This is a genomic window from Saccharococcus thermophilus, from assembly GCF_011761475.1.
GTDB classification, from domain to species: Bacteria; Bacillota; Bacilli; order Bacillales; family Anoxybacillaceae; genus Saccharococcus; species Saccharococcus thermophilus.
Genome location: NZ_JAASRS010000001.1, coordinates 152,550 through 175,704 on the forward strand (window position 1 = coordinate 152,550; position 23,155 = coordinate 175,704).

Genomic DNA, 23,155 nt, shown 5'->3' on the forward strand with positions numbered 1-23,155 from the left:
TTTTTTTATGAAAAATACTGCCAGCGAAGGCTGGCAGTCATCACTGCGATCATTTCATTCGTTTCTTATACAGCCTGTGCATCTGTTTCCGATCTGTTTTCCACTTCTTCGACAAAATGAAGCAGTAGCGTTTCAAGTTGTTCGCGAGTTTCGCATTCGTTAATCGCGTTGCGGATTTTTGCCGCACCGCGCACTCCTTTTAAATACCATGCCGCATGTTTGCGCATTTCCTTGACGGCAATATGTTCCCCTTTTAACGCAATTAAACGGTCTAAATGCAAAAGGCATACATCAACCTTTTCTCTTGCCGTTGGTTCTGGAATTAGCTCTCCTGTTTCTAGATAGCGAACAGTACGGTAGATGACCCATGGATTCCCGAGGGCCGCGCGGCCAATCATTACTCCGTCAACCCCTGTTTCCTCCAACATCCGTTTTGCATCTTGCGGGGTTTTTACGTCGCCGTTTCCGATCACAGGGATGTTGACCGCTTCTTTTACTTGTTTAATGATATTCCAATCTGCTTTGCCTTCGTACATCTGCACTCTTGTTCGTCCATGGACTGCGACTGCTTTACCGCCAGCCCGTTCGACTGCTTGGGCATTCTCTACCGCATAAATATGATTTTCATCCCAACCGATCCGCATTTTTACGGTTACTGGCTTTTCCACCGCGTCTACAATAGCGGCAACCACATCATAAATTTTATTTGGATCTAAAAGCCATTTCGCCCCCGCATCACATTTCGTAATTTTCGGGACAGGGCATCCCATATTAATGTCAATGATATCGGCATTCGTGTTTTTGTCGACAAATTTGGCCGCTTTGACAAGCGTTTCTTTTTCCCCGCCAAAAATTTGCAGGCTTAACGGCTTTTCTCGCTCGTCAATATATAACATTTCTAACGTCTTTTCATTATTGTAGACAATTCCTTTATCGCTTACCATTTCCGCACAAACAAGCCCTGCACCGAATTCTTTCACCGTAAGGCGAAATGCGGAATTGCACACTCCGGCCATTGGCGCAAGAACGACACGGTTTTTAATTTCTACATCGCCGATTTTAAACATCGGTTTACCTCCTTTCCTATTCTTCTAACTGCGGCGGAGCTAGCTCCTTTACAGATATATTTAACCGTTCGGCAATTTGTTGGATTAATTGCTCCGACGGAAAGCGATTTCCTCGTTCAATTTCCCCCAGTATCGATACGGAAATCCCCAGTTCCTTTGCTAACCTTTCTTGTGTAAATCCTTTTAGCTTTCGAAAAGCGCGAATACGTCTTCCCCATTTTTCTGCTTCCATACATGAACTCCTTCTCTATCAGGTAGTTGATCTATGAGGTCTTCCAAGCATTGGGAAACATTTGGGATATGAATATGATGATTTAATTCCAATAACGGAATCATCACAAACGCACGTTCCGTCATACGCGGGTGTGGAATGATAAGCTGCTCTGTTTCAATATTTTCATGATTATATAGTAAAATGTCAAGGTCTAACGTTCGTGGTCCCCAGCGTATTTCCCTCTTTCTTCCAAATCTTTGTTCGATTTTTTGCGTCACCTCAAGCAATGCAAAAGGAGAAAGGACAGTAGTAATTTTGATAACCATATTTAAAAACTTATCTTGGTTGATGTAACCGACTGGCTCTGTCTCGTAAATAGACGAGGTAGCAATGACAGAAATTTGCTCATGGCTGTCCAATGCCTTGACTGCTTCTCGCAAATAATATAGGCGGTTACCAATATTAGACCCTAACGCAATATACGCACAATTTTCCATTTAACGACCCCTTACAATTTCTACTGCTACGGATTCATAATGGCCTGGAATAGGCGGATTTGGTTTGGTGACTTTCACCGTACAGCGAATAACGGCTGGGAAAGAAGACAAAATTCCCCCAGCGATCGTCTCTGCTACTGCTTCAATCAGCGCGAACTTTTTTTTCTCAACAATATGGCGGCAAATATTGTACACTTCCGCGTAATTAATCGTATCTTCTAACCGATCGCTCTTTCCAGCTTTTTGTAAATTCGTTTCTAGGGTGACATCGACGATAAAGCGTTGTCCAAGCATATTTTCTTCCGGAAGAACGCCGTGATACCCATAAAACTCCATACGTTGAAGATAAATTTTATCGATCGCCCTCCACCCCTTTTCCTAACATCGCATCCATCATTTTCGCCATTCGCGCAATCGGCAATACATCATGCACGCGCACGATATGAGCGCCCTTCGCAATACCAAGGCATACCGTTGCTCCTGTTCCTTCGACCCGCTCATCAACTGGCAAGTCCAACACATGTCCAATAAACCGCTTGCGGGACGTTCCAAGCAGCAGTGGGTATCCGAGCCGGGTAAATTCGTCTAAACGGCGCATGACTTCTAGGTTATGTTCAAATGTTTTCGCAAATCCGATACCTGGATCTAAAATAATGTTTTCATCCTTCACACCCGCACGTTTTACGATCGCAACGCTTTCCATCAAATCTGCGATCATATCGGAAATTAAGTCTTGATACTCTAAATGATGACGGTTATGCATTAAAATAATCGGAACATCGTAGGAAGCGGCGACTTCCGCCATTTTTGCATCCGCTTTGGCTCCCCATACATCGTTAATGATATGGGCCCCCGCTTCAATGGCCTGTTTGGCGACTTCCGCTTTATACGTATCAATAGAAATCGGAACCTTCACTTCTTTCGCAATAGCCTTTACGACTGGAATGACGCGGCGCAATTCTTCTTCCAACGATACTTTTTCCGCCCCCGGACGAGTCGACTCACCGCCGATATCAATGATATCGGCCCCGTCTGCCACCAGCCGTTTGGCGTGCTCGACAGCGCGGTCAACATCATAAAACCGTCCACCGTCAGAAAAAGAATCAGGTGTGACGTTGACGATTCCCATGATCATTGTTTTTTTACGTAAATCTAACTCATAATCCCCGCAACGCAGTACAAGAGAAGTTGCACTTGCCACGTTCATTGGTCCCCAATCCTTTCTGTCAATTCTTGTCTTGTCCATAAAAAAGGCGTAAAACGTTTATAATGTTTCTGCAGTAATGACGTAATGATCCCATCGGCGCCTGGATAGGCGCGGTCCCCGATTTGATAAATCGGAACAATTTCCTGAATCGAATTGGTCACAAAGATTTCATCGGCTTGCTTTAGATGCGTTAGTGGATAAAACCCTTCCTCATAAGCGATGTTTAGCGCCCTCAACATCGCAAGCACAAACTGTCTTGTGACGCCATTTAGAATTCCTGTACGAATTGCCGGAGTGTATACCGTCTCGTTTTTCACCCAAAAAATGTTCGAAACGATTCCCTCGGCGACATATCCTTGTTCATTCAAAAACATTCCTTCTGCATCCGTACGGCTGCCAATTTCCCGTTTCCCGATCATATTGTTGAGATAATGGTGCGATTTTAACCGTTCGGTTCCCTCCGGGGTATTTCGTCTCGCTTTTAAAATGATTCCTACTTTTCCTTTCGTAAAGGATGGGGCAGACAAAGGCTTCATATACATAATAATCGTCGGTGCATCGTAAGCATCCGTTTGCAAACCAATATCGCCAATGCCTGCGGAAACATTCAAGCGAACATAGGCATTTCTTAACCCGTTCACTTCTAATAATCGATAAAGTATTTCTTTCACTTCATCGCGAGTAAAAACCTTGGCAATATTCATCTCCTGCAAGCTGCCGTTTAACCGCTCCAAATGGTCATCGAGCAAAAACGGATGGCCATCATAAGTGCGAAACGTTTCAAATACGCCAAGCCCGTATAAAAAACCGTGGTCAAATGGAGAAATGCGCGCTTCATTTTTATGGACGATATCTCCATTGATATATACGTACATGTACTATCGAACCCTTTTATATGTTTCTATAAAGTTTTTCAACAACTGCATTCCGTGACTGGTCATAATCGACTCTGGGTGAAACTGCACTCCTTCCACTGGCAGCGTCTTGTGGCGGATCGCCATGATTTCGTTTTCTTCTGTCCACGCGGAAATTTCGAAGCAATCCGGCAACGTTTCTTTTTCAACAATAAGGGAATGGTAGCGAGTAGCGGTAAACGGACTAGGAATGCCGCTAAAAATCGTTTTTCCATCGTGAAATACTTGTGACGTCTTGCCGTGCATTAAACGGTCGGCGCGAACGATTTTTCCGCCAAATACTTGCGCGATCGCTTGATGGCCAAGACAGACGCCAAAAATCGGAATTTTCCCAGCGAAATATGCGATCGCTTCGAGGCTGATGCCAGCTTCGTTTGGTGTGCAAGGTCCGGGCGAAATCATGAGGAAATCTGGATTTAACTTCTCTATTTCTTTAATGGTCACTTCGTCATTTCGTTTCACGATCAACTCTTCACCTAGCACGCCTAAATATTGCACTAAGTTATATGTAAAGGAATCATAATTATCAATCATGATAATCATTCTATCTCACCTCATGCTCTGATATAGTTTCTCTGCTTCGCTCAGCTCTTTCGCTTTCCAAAGGGCTGCCGCCTTTTTCAAGCATTCCTCATATTCATATTCCGGATGCGAATCAATGACAATTCCAGCTCCTGCTTGCACATGGGCCATGCCGTCTTTCGCGATCATCGTGCGAATCGCAATGTTAAATTCCATATCTCCATTAAATCCGATCCATCCGATCGAACCGGTATACACCCCCCGCCGTACCGGCTCGAGTTCTTCGATAATTTCCATCGTTCGCACTTTTGGTGCGCCAGTAATGGTGCCGCCAGGAAACATGGCCTGGATAACATCAAACGCATCTTTTCCTTGTTGCAGTTTTCCAGATACATGCGAAACGATATGCATCACATGAGAGTATCGTTCAATCGTCATCCACTCATCCACTTTCACCGTGCCGTATTGACATACGCGTCCCAAATCATTGCGCTCTAAATCGACGAGCATGGCATGTTCAGCGATTTCCTTTTCATTGGCAAGCAACTTTTGCGCGATCCGTTCGTCTTCTTCTTTTGTTTTCCCGCGTGAACGCGTTCCGGCAATCGGTCTTGTGCTAATGTCATTTCCCCGTTTTTTGACAAGCAATTCGGGCGAACCGCTAACGATTTGAAACTCTGGGAAATGAATATACGCCATATACGGAGATGGATTGATGGCGCGAAGCTGCTCGTAAATATGAAACGGATGCACCAATAGCGGCTTTGACTGGCGCACCGATAAATTGACTTGAAATACATCGCCTTGGGCGATATATTGCTGCACTCGGCAAACGGCTTGCACAAATTCCTCTTTTGTCATCGAAACCGAGGGATCGGCTTTTTTAGCTTGAAATGGCCAGCAAATGTCTTCTTTCTTTTCCTGCAGCCAACACATCTCATAAAAGGAGAGGCGCCGATCTGCTTCTAATTCTTCTCCGTCCCTATAATGAACAATCATATGCAGCAGCTGCTTTTGATGGTCGTATACAAATACATCGTCAAAAATGAAAAAATACATATACGGAAGCTGCAAGTCGTCTTTGGCATAAGACGGGATTCTTTCAATATACCGCATACCATCATAGCTGATATAACCGATCACCCCGCCCTGAAAAGGGACGCCGTCATCAGCGGCGGAAAGAGAAACACCGGCAAACCATTGCTTCAACAATAATAGCGGGTTGCCTTCATACCGTTTTCTTTCCCCATGATAAACAATATGGAGCTGATTTTCCGTCGCGCGAATGATGCCATTGGGGGCGAATCCGATGATGCTATACCGTCCGCCTTGACCGCTTTCTAACAAAACGTGATATGGCTGTTCATGCGCAAGCATCTTATATTGCGCGAACCAGTCTCTGTATGCATAAGAAACCGTTCGCCTTTTCCTTTTTCGATTTTGTCCCATAGCAACATCACTCCTTGCCCTCCACCGCTATATATTCTTATTGTACAACGAGTCAGAAAACATATCATTATAAAAAAAGTTCGACAGGGTTCCTTTCCCCTGCCGAATAGGATGATTTACTCTTCGAATTGGTAAAGCGGTGTGCTTAAGTAGCGTTCGCCATTGCTTGGGATAATCGCCAATACTTTCTTTCCCTTTCCAAGTTGTTTCGCTACTTTCAACGCGGCATGAATGGCAGCGCCAGAAGAAATTCCACCAAGAATTCCTTCTTCGCGGGCAGCGCGGCGAGCGGCGGCAAACGCTTCTTCCGTTGTCACCGTAATGACTTCATCGTAAATGTTTGTATCTAAAATGTCTGGCACAAATCCGGCTCCGATTCCTTGAATTTTGTGAGGGCCTGGTTTTCCGCCTGATAATACCGGCGAATCAGCAGGCTCTACAGCATAAATTTTAATGTTTGGATATTTTTCACGAAGAACTTGCCCTGCTCCGGTAATCGTTCCGCCCGTACCGACGCCGGCAATGAACGCATCTAATTGATCGCCCATTTGCTCAACAATTTCTTTCCCTGTCGTTAAGCGGTGAATTTCTGGGTTAGCCTCATTTTTAAACTGTTGCGGCATAAAATAGCCATGCTCTCTGACCAATTCTTCCGCCTTTTCAATGGCGCCGCGCATTCCTTGGCTTCCCGGCGTAAGCACTAATTCGGCGCCATATGCGCGCAATAAATTACGGCGCTCTAAACTCATCGTGTCTGGCATGACTAAAACCGCTTTATAGCCTTTGGCGGCAGCAACCATTGCCAACCCAATTCCTGTATTTCCGCTTGTCGGCTCGACAATCGTATCGCCTGGTTTTAATTTTCCTTCTTTTTCCGCCGCTTCAATCATCGCCAAGGCAATCCGGTCTTTGACGCTGCTTCCTGGATTCATAAATTCGAGTTTTAGATAAACGTCGGCACTGTCTTCATCGACAATGCGGTTTAGTTTCACTGCTGGCGTATCACCGATCAATTCTGTTACGGAGTTTACTGTTCTTGCCATGTTTTCACCCCTAATCCCGATTAATTTTATCGAATTTGTTTCAAATGTATCAGTTATTGGCGTAATTGTCAATCATTTTAATCTTTTTAAATTTTTATTCTGCTTTCGCATCTGCAATCTGTTTCAGCTGCTTGAGCTCCTCTTTGGTGAAGTGGTACGTTTCATTGCAAAAATGGCACGACGCTTCGGCATATCCTTCTTTATCAATAATATCTTGAATTTCCTGCGGCCCTAAACTGATCAACGCATCGGCAATTCGTTCCCGTGAACAGCGGCAAACAAACGCAACCGGAAGTGTTTCTAGCACTTTGACATTTCCCTTCCCAAGCAGCTTCTCTAAAATTTCCTCCGGTGTTAGCCCGCTTTCGATCATTTTCGAAACCGGAGGAATCGTTTGTAAACGCTGTTCGATTTGTTCAATCGTCTTCTCTTCCGTTCCCGGCATCAGCTGGATGATAAAGCCTCCTGCCGCCAATATGGTATTGTCTGGATTCACAAGTACACCGACCCCGACAGAAGATGGAACTTGTTCCGAAGAAGCAAAATAGTACGTAAAATCCTCACCAAGTTCCCCGGAAATAATCGGTACTTGTCCAGTAAAAAAATCACGCAGTCCTAGGTCTTTCACGACCGTTAACATCCCGTTTTTTCCTACGGCTCTCGCCACATCTAATTTTCCATGTTCGTTTAACTCAAAGTGCACATGTGGATTGGCGACATACCCGCGTACCTCTCCTTTCGCGTTGCTGTCCACCAGAATGGTGCCGATCGGACCGCCGCCGTCAATTTTAATCGTTAATGTTTCGTCACCTTTTAACATCGCCCCCATCATCACTCCCGCGGTAAGCGCTCGGCCAAGTGCTGCGGAGGCGGTCGGCCACGTTTGGTGGCGGCGCTGTGCTTCGCCAACCGTTTCTGTCGTGCGGGCCGCGTACGCTCTTACTTGTCCGTCATAAGCTAACGCTTTTACTAAGTAATCTCCCATACTAACTCAACCTTTCATTGTTTTTTGTCGACGTTTTTCTCATATAAAATTTTTAATCCAGTCAAGGTCAAAAATGGATCTACAATATCAATGACATCGGATTCGCTAGCAATTAAGGACGCTAATCCTCCTGTCGCAATCACTTTTGGCGGAACAGGGCTTTTTGCCTTCATCCGCGACACAATGCCTTCTACTTGCCCTACATAGCCATACAAAATTCCCGCCTGCATCGCACTAACCGTATTTTTCCCGATAATATCGTCAGGACGGGCAATTTCGATGCGCGGCAATTTCGCTGCCCGCGCAAACAGCGCCTCCGTCGAAATCATAATCCCTGGAGCAATCGCGCCCCCCATATATTGTTTATGTTCATTAATATAACAATACGTTGTCGCCGTACCGAAATCGACAATAATGAGCGGGCTGCCGTATAAATGAATGCCGGCCACCGCATTGACAATCCGGTCGGCTCCAACTTCCCTTGGATTGTCGTATTTAATATTTAGCCCCGTTTTAATACCTGGTCCGACGATAATCGGCTTAATATGGAAGTATTTTAAACACATGCGCTCAAGCGCAAACATAATTGGCGGAACAACGGAAGAAATAATAATGCCATCAATGTCGGAAAACTGAAGCCCGACATGGTTCAATAGCGCCTTGATCGTCATGCCGTATTCATCTTCCGTTTTGCTGCGGCTTGTTTCAATGCGCCAATGATGCTTTAAATCATCCCCGTCATATACCCCTAACACTGTATTCGTATTGCCAACATCTAACACAAAAATCATTGCCTCATCCCCACTTTTCACAAATTATTACTTCCTACATCATATCATACATTGTTTTTTCCCGGATAAAAAAAGATGTCCCTGTCAAAGAGACACCTTTTACTCCTCTTTCTTTTGAATATTAATTTTAACGTCGTTGTTACCGCCTTGGTCTTTGTTGTTGCTGTCAGCGCCTCTATCGCGGTTTGGCAATGTGCCGTGCTCAAACAAATGTTTAATTTGTTCGGCATCCAACGTCTCTACTTCTAACAATGTTGTAGCGATTAAATCCAATTTATCGCGATATTGCGTTAAAATGCTTTTTGCCTTTTCGTAACACTCTTTAATAATGCGTTGAATTTCCAAATCAATTTCATAAGCAATTTTATCACTATAATTTTGCTCGTTATGCAAATCGCGGCCTAAAAATACTTGCCCGCTCGGCTGGCCAAACTGCAGCGGACCGAGTTTTTCGCTCATTCCAAATTCCGTCACCATGCGGCGGGCAATATTGGTTGCGCGCTGAAAGTCGTTATGCGCGCCTGTGCTGACTTCATTAAACACGATTTCTTCCGCTACGCGTCCGCCTAACAAGCCAGTAATTTTATCCATTAGCTCTTGTTTTGTCATAAAATAGCGGTCTTCTTTTGGAAGCATCACCGCATAACCGCCCGCCTGACCGCGGGGTACGATCGTTACTTTATGCACCATTTCCGCATCAGCAAGCACCATGCCGATGACGGTATGCCCTGCTTCGTGGAACGCGACAATGCGGCGCTCTTTTTCGGAAATGACGCGGCTTTTCTTTGCCGGTCCAGCAATGACGCGGTCTGTCGCCTCATCAATATCGCTCATATCAATTTTCTTTTTGTTCCGCCGCGCTGCCACCAGAGCCGCCTCGTTCAACAAGTTTTCCAAATCCGCGCCGGAAAAGCCTGGTGTACGCATCGCAATCGTTTTTAAGTCGACCGATTCATCAAGCGGCTTATTGCGTGCATGTACACGCAATACTGCTTCACGGCCTTTAACGTCTGGACGGTCTACCGTAATTTGCCGGTCAAAGCGTCCAGGGCGCAACAGCGCCGGGTCTAAAATGTCTGGACGGTTGGTTGCCGCGATAATGATAATTCCTTCATTGCCGCTGAAACCATCCATCTCAACAAGCAATTGGTTGAGCGTTTGTTCGCGTTCATCGTGTCCACCGCCAAGCCCTGCACCGCGTTGACGACCAACCGCATCAATTTCATCAATGAAAATGATACATGGGGCATTTTTCTTCGCCGTTTCAAACAAGTCACGCACACGCGATGCACCGACACCAACGAACATTTCCACAAAATCCGAACCGCTAATGGAGAAGAATGGCACGCCTGCTTCTCCAGCAACCGCACGCGCAAGCAACGTTTTCCCCGTTCCCGGAGGACCTACGAGCAGCACCCCTTTTGGAATACGGGCACCAAGTTCGACGAACTTGCGCGGATCTTTCAAAAATTCAACAATTTCCACGAGCTCTTGTTTTTCTTCGTCCGCACCAGCGACATCACGGAAACGAACTTTTCTTTTATCGTCCGTATATAGCCTTGCTCGGCTTTTTCCGAAGTTCATTACCCGGCTGCCGCCGCCTTGCGCTTGATTCAGCAAGAAGAAAAACAAGATAAAAATGATGACAAATGGGATGATCGAAGTGAAGAAAGTGACCCATCCACTTGTTTCGTCCGCTGGCAAGACTTCCACTCGCGTCCGCTTCGCTGCCGCGTCAATACGGTTTAACACCGTATCGCTGTTCATGACATAAGTGGAAAAGTATTGATCCTCGCTATACGTTTTCAGCTGCCCTTTTATTTCATATACGCCGCGCTCCGGCTTCATGGAAAATGATTTTACATCGCCATTTTCCAAATGAGTAATAAACGCATCGTATGTCATCGGCTCTGTCCGCTGGTTGCTTCCGTTAAAGAAGCTGACCACACCGATAACAACGAGAAAGATCAATAAATAAAATATTGTATTTCGGAAGATCCGATTCATTTCTTGCCTCCTCCCATATGAAACACACTATACTCAATACTATCATAGAATTTTGTATAAATACAAACAATTCGCTAGCGGCACGAAAAGCAATTTTATTTATTATACACTTCCGGCTTCAACACCCCGATAAAAGGAAGGTTGCGGTATTTTTCGCAGTAATCTAAACCATAGCCGACAACAAATTCATCAGGAACAATAAACCCAGCATAATCCGCTTCAATATCCGCTTTCCGTCCGGAAGGTTTGTCTAGCAGCGTCACAATTTTAATCGAGTTTGCTTTGCGGTATCGGAACAGGTCCACTAAGTAGCTTAGCGTCAAGCCGCTATCGATAATATCCTCGATAATTAAAATATCTCGCCCTTCCACCGATGTATTTAAATCCTTTAAAATTTTCACTTCACCGGATGATACAGTCGCGTTTCCATAACTGGACACATCCATAAAATCCATTTCTAAATATGTATCAATATGCTTCAACAAATCGGCCATAAACGGCATGGCTCCTTTTAATACGCCGACCGCTAACGGAAAACGCCCATCATATTCCTCGGTCAAAATTTTGCCTAACTCCTTAACCTTTTCTTGAATTTGCTCTTCCGTAATCAGTACTTTTTGAATATCGTCTTTCATCCCCATCTTTCTTTTCCTCCTAGCTGTTCATTGCTCTTTTCATTGCTCTTTATAGTGTAATACAATATAGCGTGATTTGGTAACATCTGTTGTTTCAAAAGCTGATTTTTTTAGTTTTGGAATCCATATAATATTTCCTTGCCCATCTTCGACAATCGGCCAGCGCTCTCTTTCATGCAGCGGAATTTTCGCTTCAATGAAAATTTCTTTTACTTTTTTTGTTCCTGTCATCCCTTTTAACGTCATCCGGTCACCCGCGCGGCGCGTTCGCACCCGCAACGGGAGGCATATTGCCTCTGGATCGATAATAAACATATCGTTTCCTTTCTGCTCTTTCGGATAGTGTTCCCAAAATTCGCTAACAATTACATGATGATTCGGGAGGGGCAATACAGCCGGAATGTTTAATTCGAATGTATAGCCTGCATCTTTTTTTTCTTCCTGAAAAGTAAACAAGCAGCAATCATAAGAACGAATGACCTTTAAGCCATTTGGCAAGTCTAACCTTCCCGAAGGACGGCGGCGATGCAAAAGCGTCAATATATTATGAATATGTATCGAAGTGAGAGAAGAAGGGACGTCTTGATAAAGATCGCCAAGCAACAGCTGAAGCCCTCTTCGTTGCAAAGGTTTGGCTAGCGCTAGAAACGGCTTGATTTTTAACATCACCGCATCGCGTTGTTTTTCCATTACTTTATTCAGCGCATCCCTCGCTAATTCCTCTAAAAACTCCTCATCTTCCATTACCATTTCGCTATACAGTTGAAACCGTTCATGAAGGCGCGGATTTTCTTTTTTTAACAATGGAATAATGTGATGGCGAAATCGATTTCGCGTATAGTCTTCTTTATCATTGCTAGCGTCATGGCGTGGTGTAATTTGATGCTGCTGGCAGTACGCTTCAATATCCGCGCGGCTTACCGCCAGAAACGGACGGATAATGTATCCGCCATAAAATGGTCGCTTGGCGGGAATGCCGGCATAGCCTTTGCTTGTACTGCCACGCACAAGCCGCATTAGAATGGTTTCAACTTGGTCATCGCCATGATGGCCTAAAGCTAAATATTGCGCTTGATATTTTTTCATTACTTCCGCAAAGAATCGATAGCGGCAATGACGCGCTGCCTCTTGGGCGCCTAATTTCGACCGACGCTGGAACGCCGGAACATCGATTTGCTTCGCCTCACATATAATACCGCGCGCCGCGCAAAAATGTTTCACAAAATGCATATCTTCTTCAGACTGTTTGCCGCGAAACATATGGTCTACATGGGCAGCGATTAATGTGATATTCCATTCCTTTTGCATCGACCAAAAAAAATGCAATAGCGCCAGCGAATCCGGACCGCCTGATACTCCGACAATCACTGTCGCATTCCGGGTAAGCAGGGCATGCTTTTCGATAAACTCGTACACTTCCGCGATCATTTCGAAAAAACCTCTTCATCCAAACATAGTTTTTCATTCTCATCGTATCATTATTGCAATATTTTCTCAAAAATCTCGACCATTATTTTATCAAGAAATAGCCGTGCTAGCGATAAAAAATTTTATTAAGGGAGCATTTGATGATACACATAGATGGCGTAAACACATAAAAGGACAGCCGCAATTAATACCGTTTCTAGCACTCCTTTTCCTTTGCGCCGCTTTCTCTTTTGGCTGCGGCGCGATGCCTGTTTCATATGCCGGGCAGGCTGCTGATCATGGGAACGAGAAGAACGATGAAAAGCGGCTAAAATGTCCTGCCTCATCTCAGATGCCCGCTTATACTTGCCGTCGATCGCCTTCAACAATATGTTCTCATATTTCCGTAATATTGTATCTTTCTGAATGATCGACAACAACTGGCTTCGTCCATCCCCTTTTCTCTCCAGTTTCACCGGGCTGCAAACGGTAATCATGATCATTGCCACCGCGAATAAATCATACGATGGCTCTGCCTTGCGAGAACCCAGTCCCCAGTAACCGCGATCGTAAAGCTCTGTGAATTCCTTAATCGCCCTCCCTTGCAACGTCGTGCCCCCTACATCGAGAAGCCGGATCGTAGGAGGTGGACCGGAAACGAGTAAATTTTCCGGCTTCAAATCGCCAAACACCCATCCTTCCTGATGAAGCTGATCAAGGGCAGCTAAAAGTTGCAACAAAAGAATAATAACCCACTCTTTCCCATGTTTACGAATAAAAGCAGGAAGACTTTCTCCTTTAATATATTCCATCACATAAAATGGAACGGTTTGATGTAAAAAAGGATTCATCCAATCATCGACATCTAGTAAAGAAGGTCCAAGGGCAACTCCCTGGACCTTGGAAAACCGGCGCAATATATTGACTTCCGATGTAACCGATGCGTGATCATCACTAAGCTTTACAGCAACAAGTCCTTTCTTGCTTTCCGCCAAATAAACAACTCCGTTTGCCCCGCTGCCAAGCTGTTTCAGCAACTTATAGGAGTGGCGATGCCATTTTCCCGTAATGACCGTTCCCTGCGGAAGATTACATGGATGATTCCTCAAAGTATGACTCATCATCGCCAATCCAGCTCCTTAATGATCTTTTTCTGCCGAAATACGCTAATGCTTCACGCAAGGCCGGCCCTGTTGGCGTCAATCCTCCCGATGTTAGTTTTGGAAATACCGTCGACAGCTCTTCCATTCGTGGCGTCCAGTCAACAATTTTTTCCACATCTCCCCGTTTCCCTGGAAATACAAATACAGCAAAGCGATTATCTCCCGTCCGCGCATTCAGACTAAGCGATAAATCAAGCAGCGCCTCTTTCACCGTTGGGAGTTTTGTTTTCATACTCCCGCTTGTGTCTATCAATATTAAAACTTCTAATTCCACTGTCTCGCCAAGTTCATCGACTACTTCCATCACTTGGCCGCGCTTTTCTGGAGGCAAATCCTCAAGCGACACATCGGAACCCAATATTTGCTTCAATTCTTTATTGACGACGCCTTGAAGTGTTTGCGTCATCGCTTTTCGCGTTACCATTTGCACCGTCTGTGACAACTGTTTCGCATACACGACTTGGCTAATCCCGCCACCGGACAAAGCAATCCCTTCAATTTCGCGCAATCCGCTTTCATCAATCGTATCTTGATCGAGCACACCGATCACGTTCACGGTAATTCCCTGCTCTTTCGCCAGGGCGGCCATCGCAACTGGATCTTCTCCATGATTGGAGCAACCATCGGTAATGAGCAAAATTTGTCTTAACGTCCCTTTACGCATTTTCTCTTCCCCTCCTCAGCTGATGTATTACAAGCATCGCCGGAGGATAGGGTTTTTATACTATTATTGTGCTTTTTTTGTATACATATAAGCCGGAATCGTCGCCCATTTCGGCGTATTATGTTTAATTTTCGCGACGACTACCGTCATATCATCGTCAATCCTTCCTGCACGGCTGCGAATCACTTCTTCCATGATTAAATCCGCTACTTCCTGAGGGTCGTTCGTTTTTAATTCTGCAATTCTCCGTTTCATCCATACGTCGTGATTTTCCACATGCACCGGCCCTTCAAATACCCCGTCGCTCATCATAATCAATAAATCGCCTGCTTTTAATTGTTCACTGACAATTTCAAATTCTACTTCTTTAATAATGCCGATTGGCAAATTGCTTGCTTCAATTTTCATGACTTTATCGCCGCGTTTGACAAAACTCGGGGTGGAACCAATTTTTAAAAACTTCGTCACAGCGTCTTGCAAGTCGATAATCGCTAAGTCGAGCGTCGAATACATATCTTCCGTCGTCCGTAAGGATAGGATGGAGTTAATCGACTTAATGGCGATCGATTCATCAATCCCTGTTTGTAAAATTTTTTGCAAAAGGCGCAGTGTCTCGTTGCTTTCGTTATGCGCCCTCTCTCCATTTCCCATGCCGTCGCTGATCGCAATCGCATACTTTCCACTTCCCAACTCAATCATCGAATAGCTGTCGCCCGACACCAGCCCGCCGCCTTTTGCCGCAAATGCCACGCCTGTTTCAACCACAAACGCTTTCGTCGAGCCAAAGGCCACCCGGCAGTAGCCATTCGGATATACCGCACATTCTTCCCGTTTGACAACGATCGTTTCTCCTAAAATATCCGATAGCATTGGCGCAATTAACTTTTCACATTCGCCACGGCCTTCGCAATACGGAATGCTCATTTCAATATCAATGTTTCCTTTTTCAAGGCTATAAATATCGACGTGGCCGACTTCGATTCCGAATTCCTGCAAAGCATGGAAAATTTGTTCTTCCTGCAAATAATGATTTTCGCGCTCCTTCTGAATTTCCTTAGCAAAATCCTCCATTACCTGCGAAACCCCTGACAGCTGTTCAGCGACCAATTTTCTGCTTTCGTTGATTTGTTTCCGCAGTTTGCGATTCGCCTGATACACCATCACGTCTTTTTCAATGAGATCCACTACTTTGCTGGCTTTGACGCAGTGGCGGTCCCATTCCCGCAATAGTTTGTGATTGTGTGGCAGCGTTTTCGCATCCGCTTCTAGCATAATTTGTTTCATATATTCATATGTTGTATCAAAGTTGTACGACCAGCACTGCTCTTTCTTAAAACAAGTTTGGCACGTTTTTTCGGTAATATCGCTTAAAAAGTAGTCAATCTCCCGTTCGCTATAATCGTCAGAAGCAGACAAGCCTCCTGCGGAAAAGCTGTTGGCCAGCGCCTGGAATACATTTGAAAATTGGGAAACTCGCTGTGCCGTCACATCACGGATTTTTCGGACATATTGCTGCTGTTCATTCGTATATTCCACTGTGCCCGGAATATGTTTTGCGATTTTTTCCGTTATGGAGCGGGATGTCAAAGCAAAGAGAATCACGGCAAAACATGATTCCATAATCGTCGGCACAAGCTCCGCTTTGCCGTTCCCATACAGTCCAATTAACAATGTGGCAATCAGCAATCCGAAAGACACGCCTGCTTTCTTTCCTTCTTTTAACAATCCTCCTAAAAGTCCGGCAAATGCCAGCAAACTCATTTCATATAAATTGCCGACATTCGCTAAACTTAAAATCAACCCCGTCACCACCCCCACGGTAGAACCGATCGTCGCTCCCGCCACAAACGCAAATAGCAACACAAGATAGCGCGACATCACATGTTCGAGCGAAAGTCCGTAAACCGTCCATCCGATCATTCCCGTTAGCATGGATGCCAGTAAAATGATTAACGAAATAATCTCTTCCGCCCTTAACGCATGTTTATATTTACGCACCGTTAACAGCGGAATGCTTTGGATAAAAATAAGTGTTAACACCAATCCTAAACCAGCTTCCACCAACGCCATGGCGGCTTCGTATAACGTTTTGTTTCCTAACCAATAATACGAAATAGCTAATTTTGTAGAAAAGGATAGACAAAAAACAACAAAAGGCACCAATTTTAACGACTCGCTAAAAAATTTCCGAATCCATGCATGGACAATGAGAAAACCAAACACTCCGGCAAATACAAATAACGTTGTATCAAACGATAAAGTAAGAGAACCCGCCAGCAATGCAATAAACGCTAACGCAGCCTTATCGCGGCGCAACATATAAACAGCAGCGAAAAACGGTAAGGCAAACGGAGTTAGCTTTGACAGAATAAGAGCTCGTCCAAGCAAAAAGCCGATAATAATAAGAAGAAACCCCTTATGAATAAATAAGTGTCCTAGCCGCAATTTCACATGGCGCACCCAGCGCGACAACGCTGCCTGTGTGTCGTTAATAGACACTTCCGAAATTCGATTCATCAACCTTCTTTCTACTCTTTCCATTCCGATCCTCTCCTTTGCTTTTCTCTTAACCCTATTATATATTTTGAATTATCAAAAATTTGTCAAAAAAAGAAAAGCAAGAAAAAAAACGTTCGACGCAATTCTTGCTAACACGTCATAAATTCACAAATTCGTTCAAAAAAACGCAAATAAAAAAACGAGGATGCTTCTCGATCGAGAAACATCCTCGTTTTCATAGTGACCCGTACGGGATTCGAACCCGTGTTACCGCCGTGAAAGGGCGGTGTCTTAACCACTTGACCAACGGGCCTTATGATGGTGGCGGCGGAGGGAGTCGAACCCTCGACCTCACGGGTATGAACCGTACGCTCTAGCCAGCTGAGCTACACCGCCACGCAACAACATTTAATATAATAATGGATCAAATATATCATTGTCAATAGGTTCTTCATCTAGATCGAATTGGTGAAATTTTCCTTCGGAGCAACGAAAATAGAGAAGACGACATTATATTGATGTTTCGTATTCCGCGCTTTGTATCCAAGGGTCTGATGAAATTCTTATGCGTCAAGTTAAACTTATATCGTAGCAAACCTTCTTCCATCATGTTCCTGGGCAGATGAAATACGACGCCCCTTATCGAAAAGCCAAAACAAGAAAAGCACCCACCAAAAAATGGATGCTTTTTATCCGTTATTCCACGATCTTACCCTGTCATACATTCAGCAGCAAGTTACCCACGTCTCGCTCCACGACCTCCCCGCTTCGACTCCATATGACGTCTCAGCGACGCCAAACGGTCTTCGCTTTCTTTTAGGAAACGGTTGATTTTTTGTTCCAAGCTCTCCGCTGCGGCTCGGTCGTTTGTTTTATGGCGTGGACGCTGTGAAGGCGGCGTATCTTTTGCTTTTTTAATCGACAAACCGATTTTTCCGTCTTTCTCTACATTAATTACTTTAACATAAACGATATCTCCGACCTTCAGATGATCGTGAATATCTTTTACGTAATTATCTGCTACCTCACTAATATGAACTAGCCCAGTAACACCTTCTGGCAGCTCCACAAACGCCCCGAATTTCGTAATCCCTGTTACTTTGCCTTGTAACTTGCTGCCTACTTCAATTGACATAAAAAAAGTGCTCCTCCTTAAAGAACTTTAAAAATTATTTTCTTTCATTATAACGAATGCAAAAAACAAGTGTCAATAAGGCGGATGCCCGTATTCGCCGGATGGCGCAAGATAAAAATTACTTTTCCGGAGTGACGAAAATAATCTCCCCATTTTTGGATAAATAATATTTTTTTCGCGCCAATTCCGCGATGTATCCATCGTCATGCAGCTTTTTAATTTCCTCTTTCAGCTGCTTCTTTTGTTTTTCCAGCTTGTCTAACTTTTGCTCAAGCTGCTTTTTGCTGGCTAAATTCGCTTCAATATCTTTCGTTTGCGAATGCATCGTATAAACAAACATCGAAGAGATTAGCGCTAAAATAGTTCCAAAAAAAGTAAAGCGGACGACGGCGATTCGCCGCCTTTTTGACGCCTTCTTCTTTTTCTCCTCCTGCGCTGATACGTATGAAGATTGTAATTTTGTCACATTCGTTTTGTGCGGTACACTCATTATTCTGCACCTCTGCTTTTACTTTTGCCATTTTGATATCCATGTTCTAATCCTATCTTTCATATTCTTCATCTGGCGAATAATTCCTGTTAGATAGGCAAAAATTTTTGTGCATATCCTTTGCCAACGTGGCGGAGTGATCTTCCAAATGATCAAGGCCATCCAGCGAAACGGGGCAAACAAAAGCCTTGCCAGTTGATGCAAAATACGAAGGGACAGACGAAAAAGGGAAAGGAGCATTTTCCCTATAAACAGTATAAGAGCCAATAATATTTGCAAAAGCAGTTGGATGGGACGAATGATAACATAACGGCATAGTTGGACAAAAAATTGGTACAGCCTCGTTACAAACCAAATCAGCCATTCTAGCACTTTTAAATAGATCTTGCGAAACAAACTTTGATAAGCGGCATAACCGCATAAAATCGCCAAGAAAATATAAAAGCGCAGCTCGCCTTGATTGACGAGCAGTAACACGTAGAAAATGATTAAACTTTGAACGATCCAAAATAAAATATCATTGATAAACACAATCCAATGGGAGCGATCCTGTCGCTGCAAAAAACGGTTATACGTATCCAATGCGACGCCAAGCCAGCCTCCCATTCCGATCATCGCCAGCATGGTCGCCAACTGTGTCGTTAGGCTCATTTGAACAACTTGCTAAAGAATCCTTTAGCCTTCTCCTGATGGTCGTCTAAATAAACGAGATCAAAAATTCTTCCCTTGATCGAAACGACACCTCTATCGACATCTAAATTTTTCATTTGTAAATTTTGTCCGCGAATCGATAAAAATCCCATTACCGTTTCGAGCAAAAATTCCTCATTATCAAAGCTTTCCACCTGTTTGACCCCAGTAATATCAAGGAGACGTCTTCCACGCATAATCACATCGTGTTCTTGGACAGGACCTTTATTTGTATTTCCACCAAAATCATAATGTTGGCTCATCTTCATCCCCCGCATTCCTATTAAAATCAAGTCAAAGACAGAAACATTTTTTTCCCAACCTAACGTTGGTACCATATGTATGAATGCGGGAGCCGTTTTAGAACAAGCCTATCTGCATAAATTAGATTTCTTCATCATCCTCTATTTCCGGAGCGATTCGCTCTTCGCGGATCACTTCATATAAATTGGCCGCCTCGTCTTTTTTCGTCGTTTCTTTTAAATCAATCACCCTTACTGTGAGCCGTTTTTGCCCAAATTGAATCGTTAATTCATCCCCTATTTTTACCGTGGAACTTGCCTTCGCCACGGCGCCATTAATCGTAATCCGCCCTTGATCGGCTACTTCCTTTGCGAGTGTGCGGCGCTTGATCAGACGGGAAACTTTTAAAAATTTATCTAAACGCATGTTCTATCTCTCCCTTTTATAATCCTTTTTCTTTTGCTTCTTCCCAAAAACGGTCCAGTTCGGCAAGGGAAAATGATGTCATCGCCCTGCCGCTTTTTCTCACCTGCTCCTCTATATAAGAGAAACGCCGATAAAATTTTTGGTTCACCATATGCAGCGCTTCCTCTGGGTTAATATCGTAATAGCGTGCAACATTAATGAGCGCAAATAAAATATCGCCAAACTCGCTGATGAGCTGAGAACGATGATGCGGTTTTGCTGCTTCTTGCTGAAATTCAGCTATTTCCTCGGCAACTTTCTCCCACATCGGCTCGACATCGTCCCAATCAAATCCTACTTTTGCCGCTTTTTTCTGCAACTCATACGCTTTTAACGTACTCGGCAGACTTTTTGGAACATCCGCAAGCAACGAAACGGGCTCATCTTTTGCTTCTTTTTCCTTCTCTTTAATTCGCTGCCAATTTTCCACGACCTGTTCGGCATTTTCCACTGTAACGTCGCCAAATACGTGCGGATGGCGGCGAATCATCTTTTCCGTAATTCCGCGGATGACGTCATTAATGGAAAACATTCCTTCGTCTTCGCCGATTTGCGCATGCAGCATCACCTGCAACAACACATCGCCGAGTTCTTCGATCATATGATCATCGTCATGGTCGTCGATCGCCTCAAACAGTTCATATGTTTCTTCGAGCAAATATCGCTTTAGCGAGGCATGAGTTTGTTTTCGGTCCCACGGACAGCCGTTCGGTCCTCTTAATGTGGCAATAACGCGCCGCAACGTTTCAAAACGGTGATAAAGCAGTTTCTCATCACGGACAGGTGGAACATAAACGCTCGTTAAATTGTTCAATGTCGTCACACGGTCCAGCTCATATAGCGGAACCTCCGTCACTCTCTCCTCTTTGCTTCCCGCTGCCGTTACGATATAGACGGGATAATCGTCGGGAAGTTGTTCCATTAGCGTCAATTTCACTTCCGATGCGATAAACGAATCATATACTTGGCAAAAAATCGTATGCTTTGTTAATGACCATTCGTCCCCTTGAAATGAGGTAGCATCTATCAGCTGAAATCCTTCAATGGGATCGATTTTTAACGCGGTAAACAGCGCATCGAGAAAGCTTTGTCCACCCTCAATGACAACGCGACATTCGTTGCGACGCGCAGCTTCTAACAAAAGCTGGACCGTTTTTTCTGCCGCCAGCGGATGACCAGGAACGGCATAAAAGATGTCACTTTTTTTCGCTTGTTCCAATAAAATTGCTGTAATTTCCTGATATACCTCTTCAAATTGTCCATGTTTTTCGTAAACAAAGTCAAAGGCAGTAAATGATATTCCTTCTTCTTCCAGATCTTTGACAACAGGATGCTCCTTTGTCCGCAGAAAAAGCGGAGAAGCCATTTTTAACTTGCGGTATACCCCTAACGGCAATTGCTCGATATCCCCGGCGCCTAAACCGAAAATATAAATCGTATTCATTTTCCATCACCTATTCCTAATAATACACGTAGTTTGTTTGAAAACGGAAGAAAGGATAATTCTTGCTCGGAAAACACATTTCCTTTGATAACGACCGTCACATATATCACCGCCCCAAGCAAAACTCCGCCTAGCGCTTCACCAACTGCAAACAGGCGGCCGGTACCCCATCTCTCCGCCAAAAGCATATATAGCTGTAATACAATCACCATCGCTGAAGCCGCTTTTGCAACAGAATATATATACGTTTTCTTCGGAACATAAAAAGGCAGTTTTTGGCGCAATGCGACGTATAAAAAGCAAGCCATCGCTGCATAAGACATCGTCGTTCCTATGGCAGCGCCAATCATCCCTAGTACAGGAACGAGCAGATAATTTAAAGCGCTTTTCACTGCCACCGCTACGAACACGCCGACTACGGCAACCCATTCATATCCCATTCCTTGCAATAGCGCTGAAAGCGTAAGCGCTAATGTCGTAAAGAAAACAGAAGCCATCAAAATCGCGAGAGAAAGCGAACCAAGGTCATTTTTAAATAGCATAATATTGATCGGGCGAATGAGACAAATTAATCCTAAAGAAGCGCCTAGTCCGAGCACCAATGCAATGCGCAGCGATAGATCGATTTTTTCGTAAAGAAATTGTTCGTTGCGACGTTTTTTCGCTCCGGAAATAAGTGGAACAAGCGCCAACGAAAAAGAAGTCGCTACTACCGTACCCATCTGAATCAGAGGCTGGCCGCGGTCGTAAATTCCTTTTAATAGTTTGACGTGTTCCATGCTTTCCCCGCCTCGTTGGCTAAGCAACGATAATAATAAAAACGAGTCTACCAGTGGAATAAGCGTTAACACCATATTGGTGACACAAATAATGATTCCTTTAATAAATAAATACGATATAATGCGCTTTGTTTCGGCACGGTTTGTTTTTATACGTATTCTTCCTCTATTTTCCCTTCTTATCCAAAACACCGTCAATAGAAGAAGCGCAGTCAATCCTCCCGCTAACGTGCCGGCCATCGCAGCCGTCCCACACGTATAGACATCATATCCGCTTTTTATAAACCAATACGACAAAAAAAGGATGCCCGACACACGGACAAACTGCTCTCCGACTTGAGAAACCGCAGTCGGCACCATCTTGTTATGCCCTTGAAAATAGCCGCGCAGCAACGCGACAAACGGAAATAACAAAAAGGAAATAGAAAGAAGGCGAATGGACGGAGCGAGTTTGCCATCGCCCATCCATATTGCAAGCTGCGCCGCCCCTATATAGAGAACGGCAAAAATAAACAATCCAAGCGAGCATAAAAACAACAGCGAAACTTGCAAAACGGATGCAATTCCTGTTCGATCACGCTCCGCGATCCGCTCTGCGATGAGCTTAGAAATGACGATCGGATATCCATACAATGAAAGCGACATGGCGATGCCGTAAATCGGATATACTTGCTGGTAAATATAAAAACCGACGTCTCCGACGATATTTTGATACGGAATACGATAAAAAGCACTGAATAGTTTTGTCACAAAGGCGGCGATCGTTAAAACGACCGTCCCTCTCCACATGCTCCCTTCTTGCGGTTTCATCGTGTTTCTCCTTCCGCACGCATAACTTCATAAAT

At 44.3% G+C, this 23,155-nt stretch carries 24 protein-coding genes and 2 tRNA genes; all 26 read right to left on the bottom strand.

Features of this window, described 5'->3' with window-relative positions; translation table 11 throughout:
- Positions 1-65: 65 nt before the first annotated feature.
- The 26 genes from dusB to BDD39_RS01060 all read right to left on the bottom strand — a co-directional run bounded on the left by dusB (position 66) and on the right by BDD39_RS01060 (position 23,120).
- Entirely contained in the window at positions 66-1,067 is a 1,002-nt protein-coding gene (dusB, locus tag BDD39_RS00940) for a tRNA dihydrouridine synthase DusB (protein ID WP_166907303.1), read from the bottom strand.
- A gap of 16 nt (positions 1,068-1,083) precedes the next feature.
- Positions 1,084-1,299 carry a helix-turn-helix domain-containing protein gene (locus tag BDD39_RS00945; RefSeq protein ID WP_166907305.1) on the bottom strand — a complete coding sequence of 72 codons (216 nt, stop codon included), beginning with the start codon at positions 1,297-1,299 and terminating at the stop codon, positions 1,084-1,086.
- Entirely contained in the window at positions 1,251-1,778 is a 528-nt protein-coding gene (gene folK, locus BDD39_RS00950; protein ID WP_166907307.1) for a 2-amino-4-hydroxy-6-hydroxymethyldihydropteridine diphosphokinase, read from the bottom strand. Before folK ends, BDD39_RS00945 begins: the two co-directional genes overlap by 49 nt.
- Positions 1,779-2,138, bottom strand: coding sequence for a dihydroneopterin aldolase (gene folB / locus BDD39_RS00955; protein WP_341801480.1), 360 nt, complete (start codon positions 2,136-2,138; stop codon positions 1,779-1,781).
- Complete coding sequence (folP, locus tag BDD39_RS00960) at positions 2,131-2,985, bottom strand: dihydropteroate synthase (RefSeq protein ID WP_166907312.1); 855 nt, start codon at positions 2,983-2,985, stop codon at positions 2,131-2,133. The genes folB and folP overlap by 8 nt, the downstream gene beginning before the upstream one ends.
- Complete coding sequence (gene pabC / locus BDD39_RS00965; RefSeq protein ID WP_166907316.1) at positions 2,982-3,860, bottom strand: aminodeoxychorismate lyase; 879 nt, start codon at positions 3,858-3,860, stop codon at positions 2,982-2,984. Before pabC ends, folP begins: the two co-directional genes overlap by 4 nt.
- Before the next feature lie 3 nt (positions 3,861-3,863).
- The gene (gene pabA, locus BDD39_RS00970; protein ID WP_166907320.1) at positions 3,864-4,442 is read right to left on the bottom strand and encodes an aminodeoxychorismate/anthranilate synthase component II; all 579 of its coding nucleotides are present in this window, start codon (positions 4,440-4,442) and stop codon (positions 3,864-3,866) included.
- A 6-nt stretch (positions 4,443-4,448) separates the two neighbouring features.
- Positions 4,449-5,870: an anthranilate synthase component I gene (gene trpE / locus BDD39_RS00975; protein ID WP_166907324.1), complete on the bottom strand. Its 1,422-nt coding sequence runs from the start codon at positions 5,868-5,870 to the stop codon at positions 4,449-4,451.
- Between the two features lie 116 nt (positions 5,871-5,986).
- Positions 5,987-6,913 (bottom strand): cysteine synthase A, encoded by a 927-nt coding sequence (gene cysK / locus BDD39_RS00980; protein ID WP_166907329.1) that lies wholly within the window; start codon positions 6,911-6,913, stop codon positions 5,987-5,989.
- 94 nt (positions 6,914-7,007) lie between these two features.
- Positions 7,008-7,898 carry an Hsp33 family molecular chaperone HslO gene (gene hslO / locus BDD39_RS00985; protein ID WP_166907334.1) on the bottom strand — a complete coding sequence of 297 codons (891 nt, stop codon included), beginning with the start codon at positions 7,896-7,898 and terminating at the stop codon, positions 7,008-7,010.
- Positions 7,899-7,912: 14 nt separating this feature from the next.
- Positions 7,913-8,689, bottom strand: a complete 777-nt coding sequence (locus tag BDD39_RS00990; protein WP_166912192.1) for a type III pantothenate kinase — start codon at positions 8,687-8,689, stop codon at positions 7,913-7,915.
- Positions 8,690-8,788: 99 nt separating this feature from the next.
- Entirely contained in the window at positions 8,789-10,696 is a 1,908-nt protein-coding gene (gene ftsH / locus BDD39_RS00995) for an ATP-dependent zinc metalloprotease FtsH (RefSeq protein WP_166907336.1), read from the bottom strand.
- A gap of 95 nt (positions 10,697-10,791) precedes the next feature.
- Complete coding sequence (hpt, locus tag BDD39_RS16240) at positions 10,792-11,337, bottom strand: hypoxanthine phosphoribosyltransferase (RefSeq protein ID WP_243845961.1); 546 nt, start codon at positions 11,335-11,337, stop codon at positions 10,792-10,794.
- A 33-nt stretch (positions 11,338-11,370) separates the two neighbouring features.
- Complete coding sequence (tilS, locus tag BDD39_RS01000) at positions 11,371-12,759, bottom strand: tRNA lysidine(34) synthetase TilS (RefSeq protein ID WP_243845962.1); 1,389 nt, start codon at positions 12,757-12,759, stop codon at positions 11,371-11,373.
- 125 nt (positions 12,760-12,884) lie between these two features.
- Positions 12,885-13,862, bottom strand: a complete 978-nt coding sequence (locus tag BDD39_RS01005; protein WP_166907338.1) for a protein kinase domain-containing protein — start codon at positions 13,860-13,862, stop codon at positions 12,885-12,887.
- Positions 13,828-14,565: a VWA domain-containing protein gene (locus BDD39_RS01010; protein WP_166907340.1), complete on the bottom strand. Its 738-nt coding sequence runs from the start codon at positions 14,563-14,565 to the stop codon at positions 13,828-13,830. Before BDD39_RS01010 ends, BDD39_RS01005 begins: the two co-directional genes overlap by 35 nt.
- Before the next feature lie 63 nt (positions 14,566-14,628).
- Positions 14,629-17,106 carry a stage II sporulation protein E gene (spoIIE, locus tag BDD39_RS01015; RefSeq protein ID WP_166907342.1) on the bottom strand — a complete coding sequence of 826 codons (2,478 nt, stop codon included), beginning with the start codon at positions 17,104-17,106 and terminating at the stop codon, positions 14,629-14,631.
- A 199-nt stretch (positions 17,107-17,305) separates the two neighbouring features.
- Positions 17,306-17,377, bottom strand: a tRNA-Glu gene (locus BDD39_RS01020).
- Positions 17,378-17,383: 6 nt separating this feature from the next.
- Positions 17,384-17,460 (bottom strand) — tRNA-Met (locus BDD39_RS01025).
- Between the two features lie 340 nt (positions 17,461-17,800).
- Positions 17,801-18,199: a S1 domain-containing RNA-binding protein gene (locus BDD39_RS01030; RefSeq protein ID WP_166907344.1), complete on the bottom strand. Its 399-nt coding sequence runs from the start codon at positions 18,197-18,199 to the stop codon at positions 17,801-17,803.
- 118 nt (positions 18,200-18,317) lie between these two features.
- Positions 18,318-18,689: an FtsB family cell division protein gene (locus BDD39_RS01035; protein ID WP_166907346.1), complete on the bottom strand. Its 372-nt coding sequence runs from the start codon at positions 18,687-18,689 to the stop codon at positions 18,318-18,320.
- An 18-nt stretch (positions 18,690-18,707) separates the two neighbouring features.
- Entirely contained in the window at positions 18,708-19,340 is a 633-nt protein-coding gene (gene yabQ / locus BDD39_RS01040) for a spore cortex biosynthesis protein YabQ (RefSeq protein ID WP_166907348.1), read from the bottom strand.
- The gene (gene yabP / locus BDD39_RS01045; RefSeq protein WP_166907351.1) at positions 19,337-19,642 is read right to left on the bottom strand and encodes a sporulation protein YabP; all 306 of its coding nucleotides are present in this window, start codon (positions 19,640-19,642) and stop codon (positions 19,337-19,339) included. Before yabP ends, yabQ begins: the two co-directional genes overlap by 4 nt.
- A 121-nt stretch (positions 19,643-19,763) precedes the next feature.
- The gene (locus tag BDD39_RS01050) at positions 19,764-20,048 is read right to left on the bottom strand and encodes an RNA-binding S4 domain-containing protein (protein WP_043906435.1); all 285 of its coding nucleotides are present in this window, start codon (positions 20,046-20,048) and stop codon (positions 19,764-19,766) included.
- Positions 20,049-20,064: 16 nt separating this feature from the next.
- Entirely contained in the window at positions 20,065-21,531 is a 1,467-nt protein-coding gene (yabN, locus tag BDD39_RS01055) for a bifunctional methyltransferase/pyrophosphohydrolase YabN (RefSeq protein ID WP_166907357.1), read from the bottom strand.
- Positions 21,528-23,120 (bottom strand): putative polysaccharide biosynthesis protein, encoded by a 1,593-nt coding sequence (locus BDD39_RS01060; protein ID WP_166907362.1) that lies wholly within the window; start codon positions 23,118-23,120, stop codon positions 21,528-21,530. The genes yabN and BDD39_RS01060 overlap by 4 nt, the downstream gene beginning before the upstream one ends.
- Positions 23,121-23,155 lie beyond the last annotated feature (35 nt).

Coding starts and splice junctions, on each gene's coding strand:
- BDD39_RS01060 (WP_166907362.1), bottom strand. CDS start 23,120: ATGAAACCGCAAGAAGGGAGCATGTGGAGAGGGACGGTCGTTTTAACG.
- BDD39_RS00990 (WP_166912192.1), bottom strand. CDS start 8,689: ATGATTTTTGTGTTAGATGTTGGCAATACGAATACAGTGTTAGGGGTA.
- pabA (WP_166907320.1), bottom strand. CDS start 4,442: ATGATTATCATGATTGATAATTATGATTCCTTTACATATAACTTAGTG.
- pabC (WP_166907316.1), bottom strand. CDS start 3,860: ATGTACGTATATATCAATGGAGATATCGTCCATAAAAATGAAGCGCGC.
- BDD39_RS01050 (WP_043906435.1), bottom strand. CDS start 20,048: ATGCGTTTAGATAAATTTTTAAAAGTTTCCCGTCTGATCAAGCGCCGC.
- yabN (WP_166907357.1), bottom strand. CDS start 21,531: ATGAATACGATTTATATTTTCGGTTTAGGCGCCGGGGATATCGAGCAA.
- spoIIE (WP_166907342.1), bottom strand. CDS start 17,106: ATGGAAAGAGTAGAAAGAAGGTTGATGAATCGAATTTCGGAAGTGTCT.
- dusB (WP_166907303.1), bottom strand. CDS start 1,067: ATGTTTAAAATCGGCGATGTAGAAATTAAAAACCGTGTCGTTCTTGCG.
- BDD39_RS00945 (WP_166907305.1), bottom strand. CDS start 1,299: ATGGAAGCAGAAAAATGGGGAAGACGTATTCGCGCTTTTCGAAAGCTA.
- yabQ (WP_166907348.1), bottom strand. CDS start 19,340: ATGAGCCTAACGACACAGTTGGCGACCATGCTGGCGATGATCGGAATG.
- BDD39_RS01005 (WP_166907338.1), bottom strand. CDS start 13,862: ATGATGAGTCATACTTTGAGGAATCATCCATGTAATCTTCCGCAGGGA.
- cysK (WP_166907329.1), bottom strand. CDS start 6,913: ATGGCAAGAACAGTAAACTCCGTAACAGAATTGATCGGTGATACGCCA.
- BDD39_RS01035 (WP_166907346.1), bottom strand. CDS start 18,689: ATGAGTGTACCGCACAAAACGAATGTGACAAAATTACAATCTTCATAC.
- BDD39_RS01030 (WP_166907344.1), bottom strand. CDS start 18,199: ATGTCAATTGAAGTAGGCAGCAAGTTACAAGGCAAAGTAACAGGGATT.
- hslO (WP_166907334.1), bottom strand. CDS start 7,898: ATGGGAGATTACTTAGTAAAAGCGTTAGCTTATGACGGACAAGTAAGA.
- tilS (WP_243845962.1), bottom strand. CDS start 12,759: ATGATCGCGGAAGTGTACGAGTTTATCGAAAAGCATGCCCTGCTTACC.
- ftsH (WP_166907336.1), bottom strand. CDS start 10,696: ATGAATCGGATCTTCCGAAATACAATATTTTATTTATTGATCTTTCTC.
- hpt (WP_243845961.1), bottom strand. CDS start 11,337: ATGGGGATGAAAGACGATATTCAAAAAGTACTGATTACGGAAGAGCAA.
- folP (WP_166907312.1), bottom strand. CDS start 2,985: ATGAACGTGGCAAGTGCAACTTCTCTTGTACTGCGTTGCGGGGATTAT.
- yabP (WP_166907351.1), bottom strand. CDS start 19,642: ATGAGCCAACATTATGATTTTGGTGGAAATACAAATAAAGGTCCTGTC.
- trpE (WP_166907324.1), bottom strand. CDS start 5,870: ATGGGACAAAATCGAAAAAGGAAAAGGCGAACGGTTTCTTATGCATAC.
- BDD39_RS01010 (WP_166907340.1), bottom strand. CDS start 14,565: ATGCGTAAAGGGACGTTAAGACAAATTTTGCTCATTACCGATGGTTGC.
- folK (WP_166907307.1), bottom strand. CDS start 1,778: ATGGAAAATTGTGCGTATATTGCGTTAGGGTCTAATATTGGTAACCGC.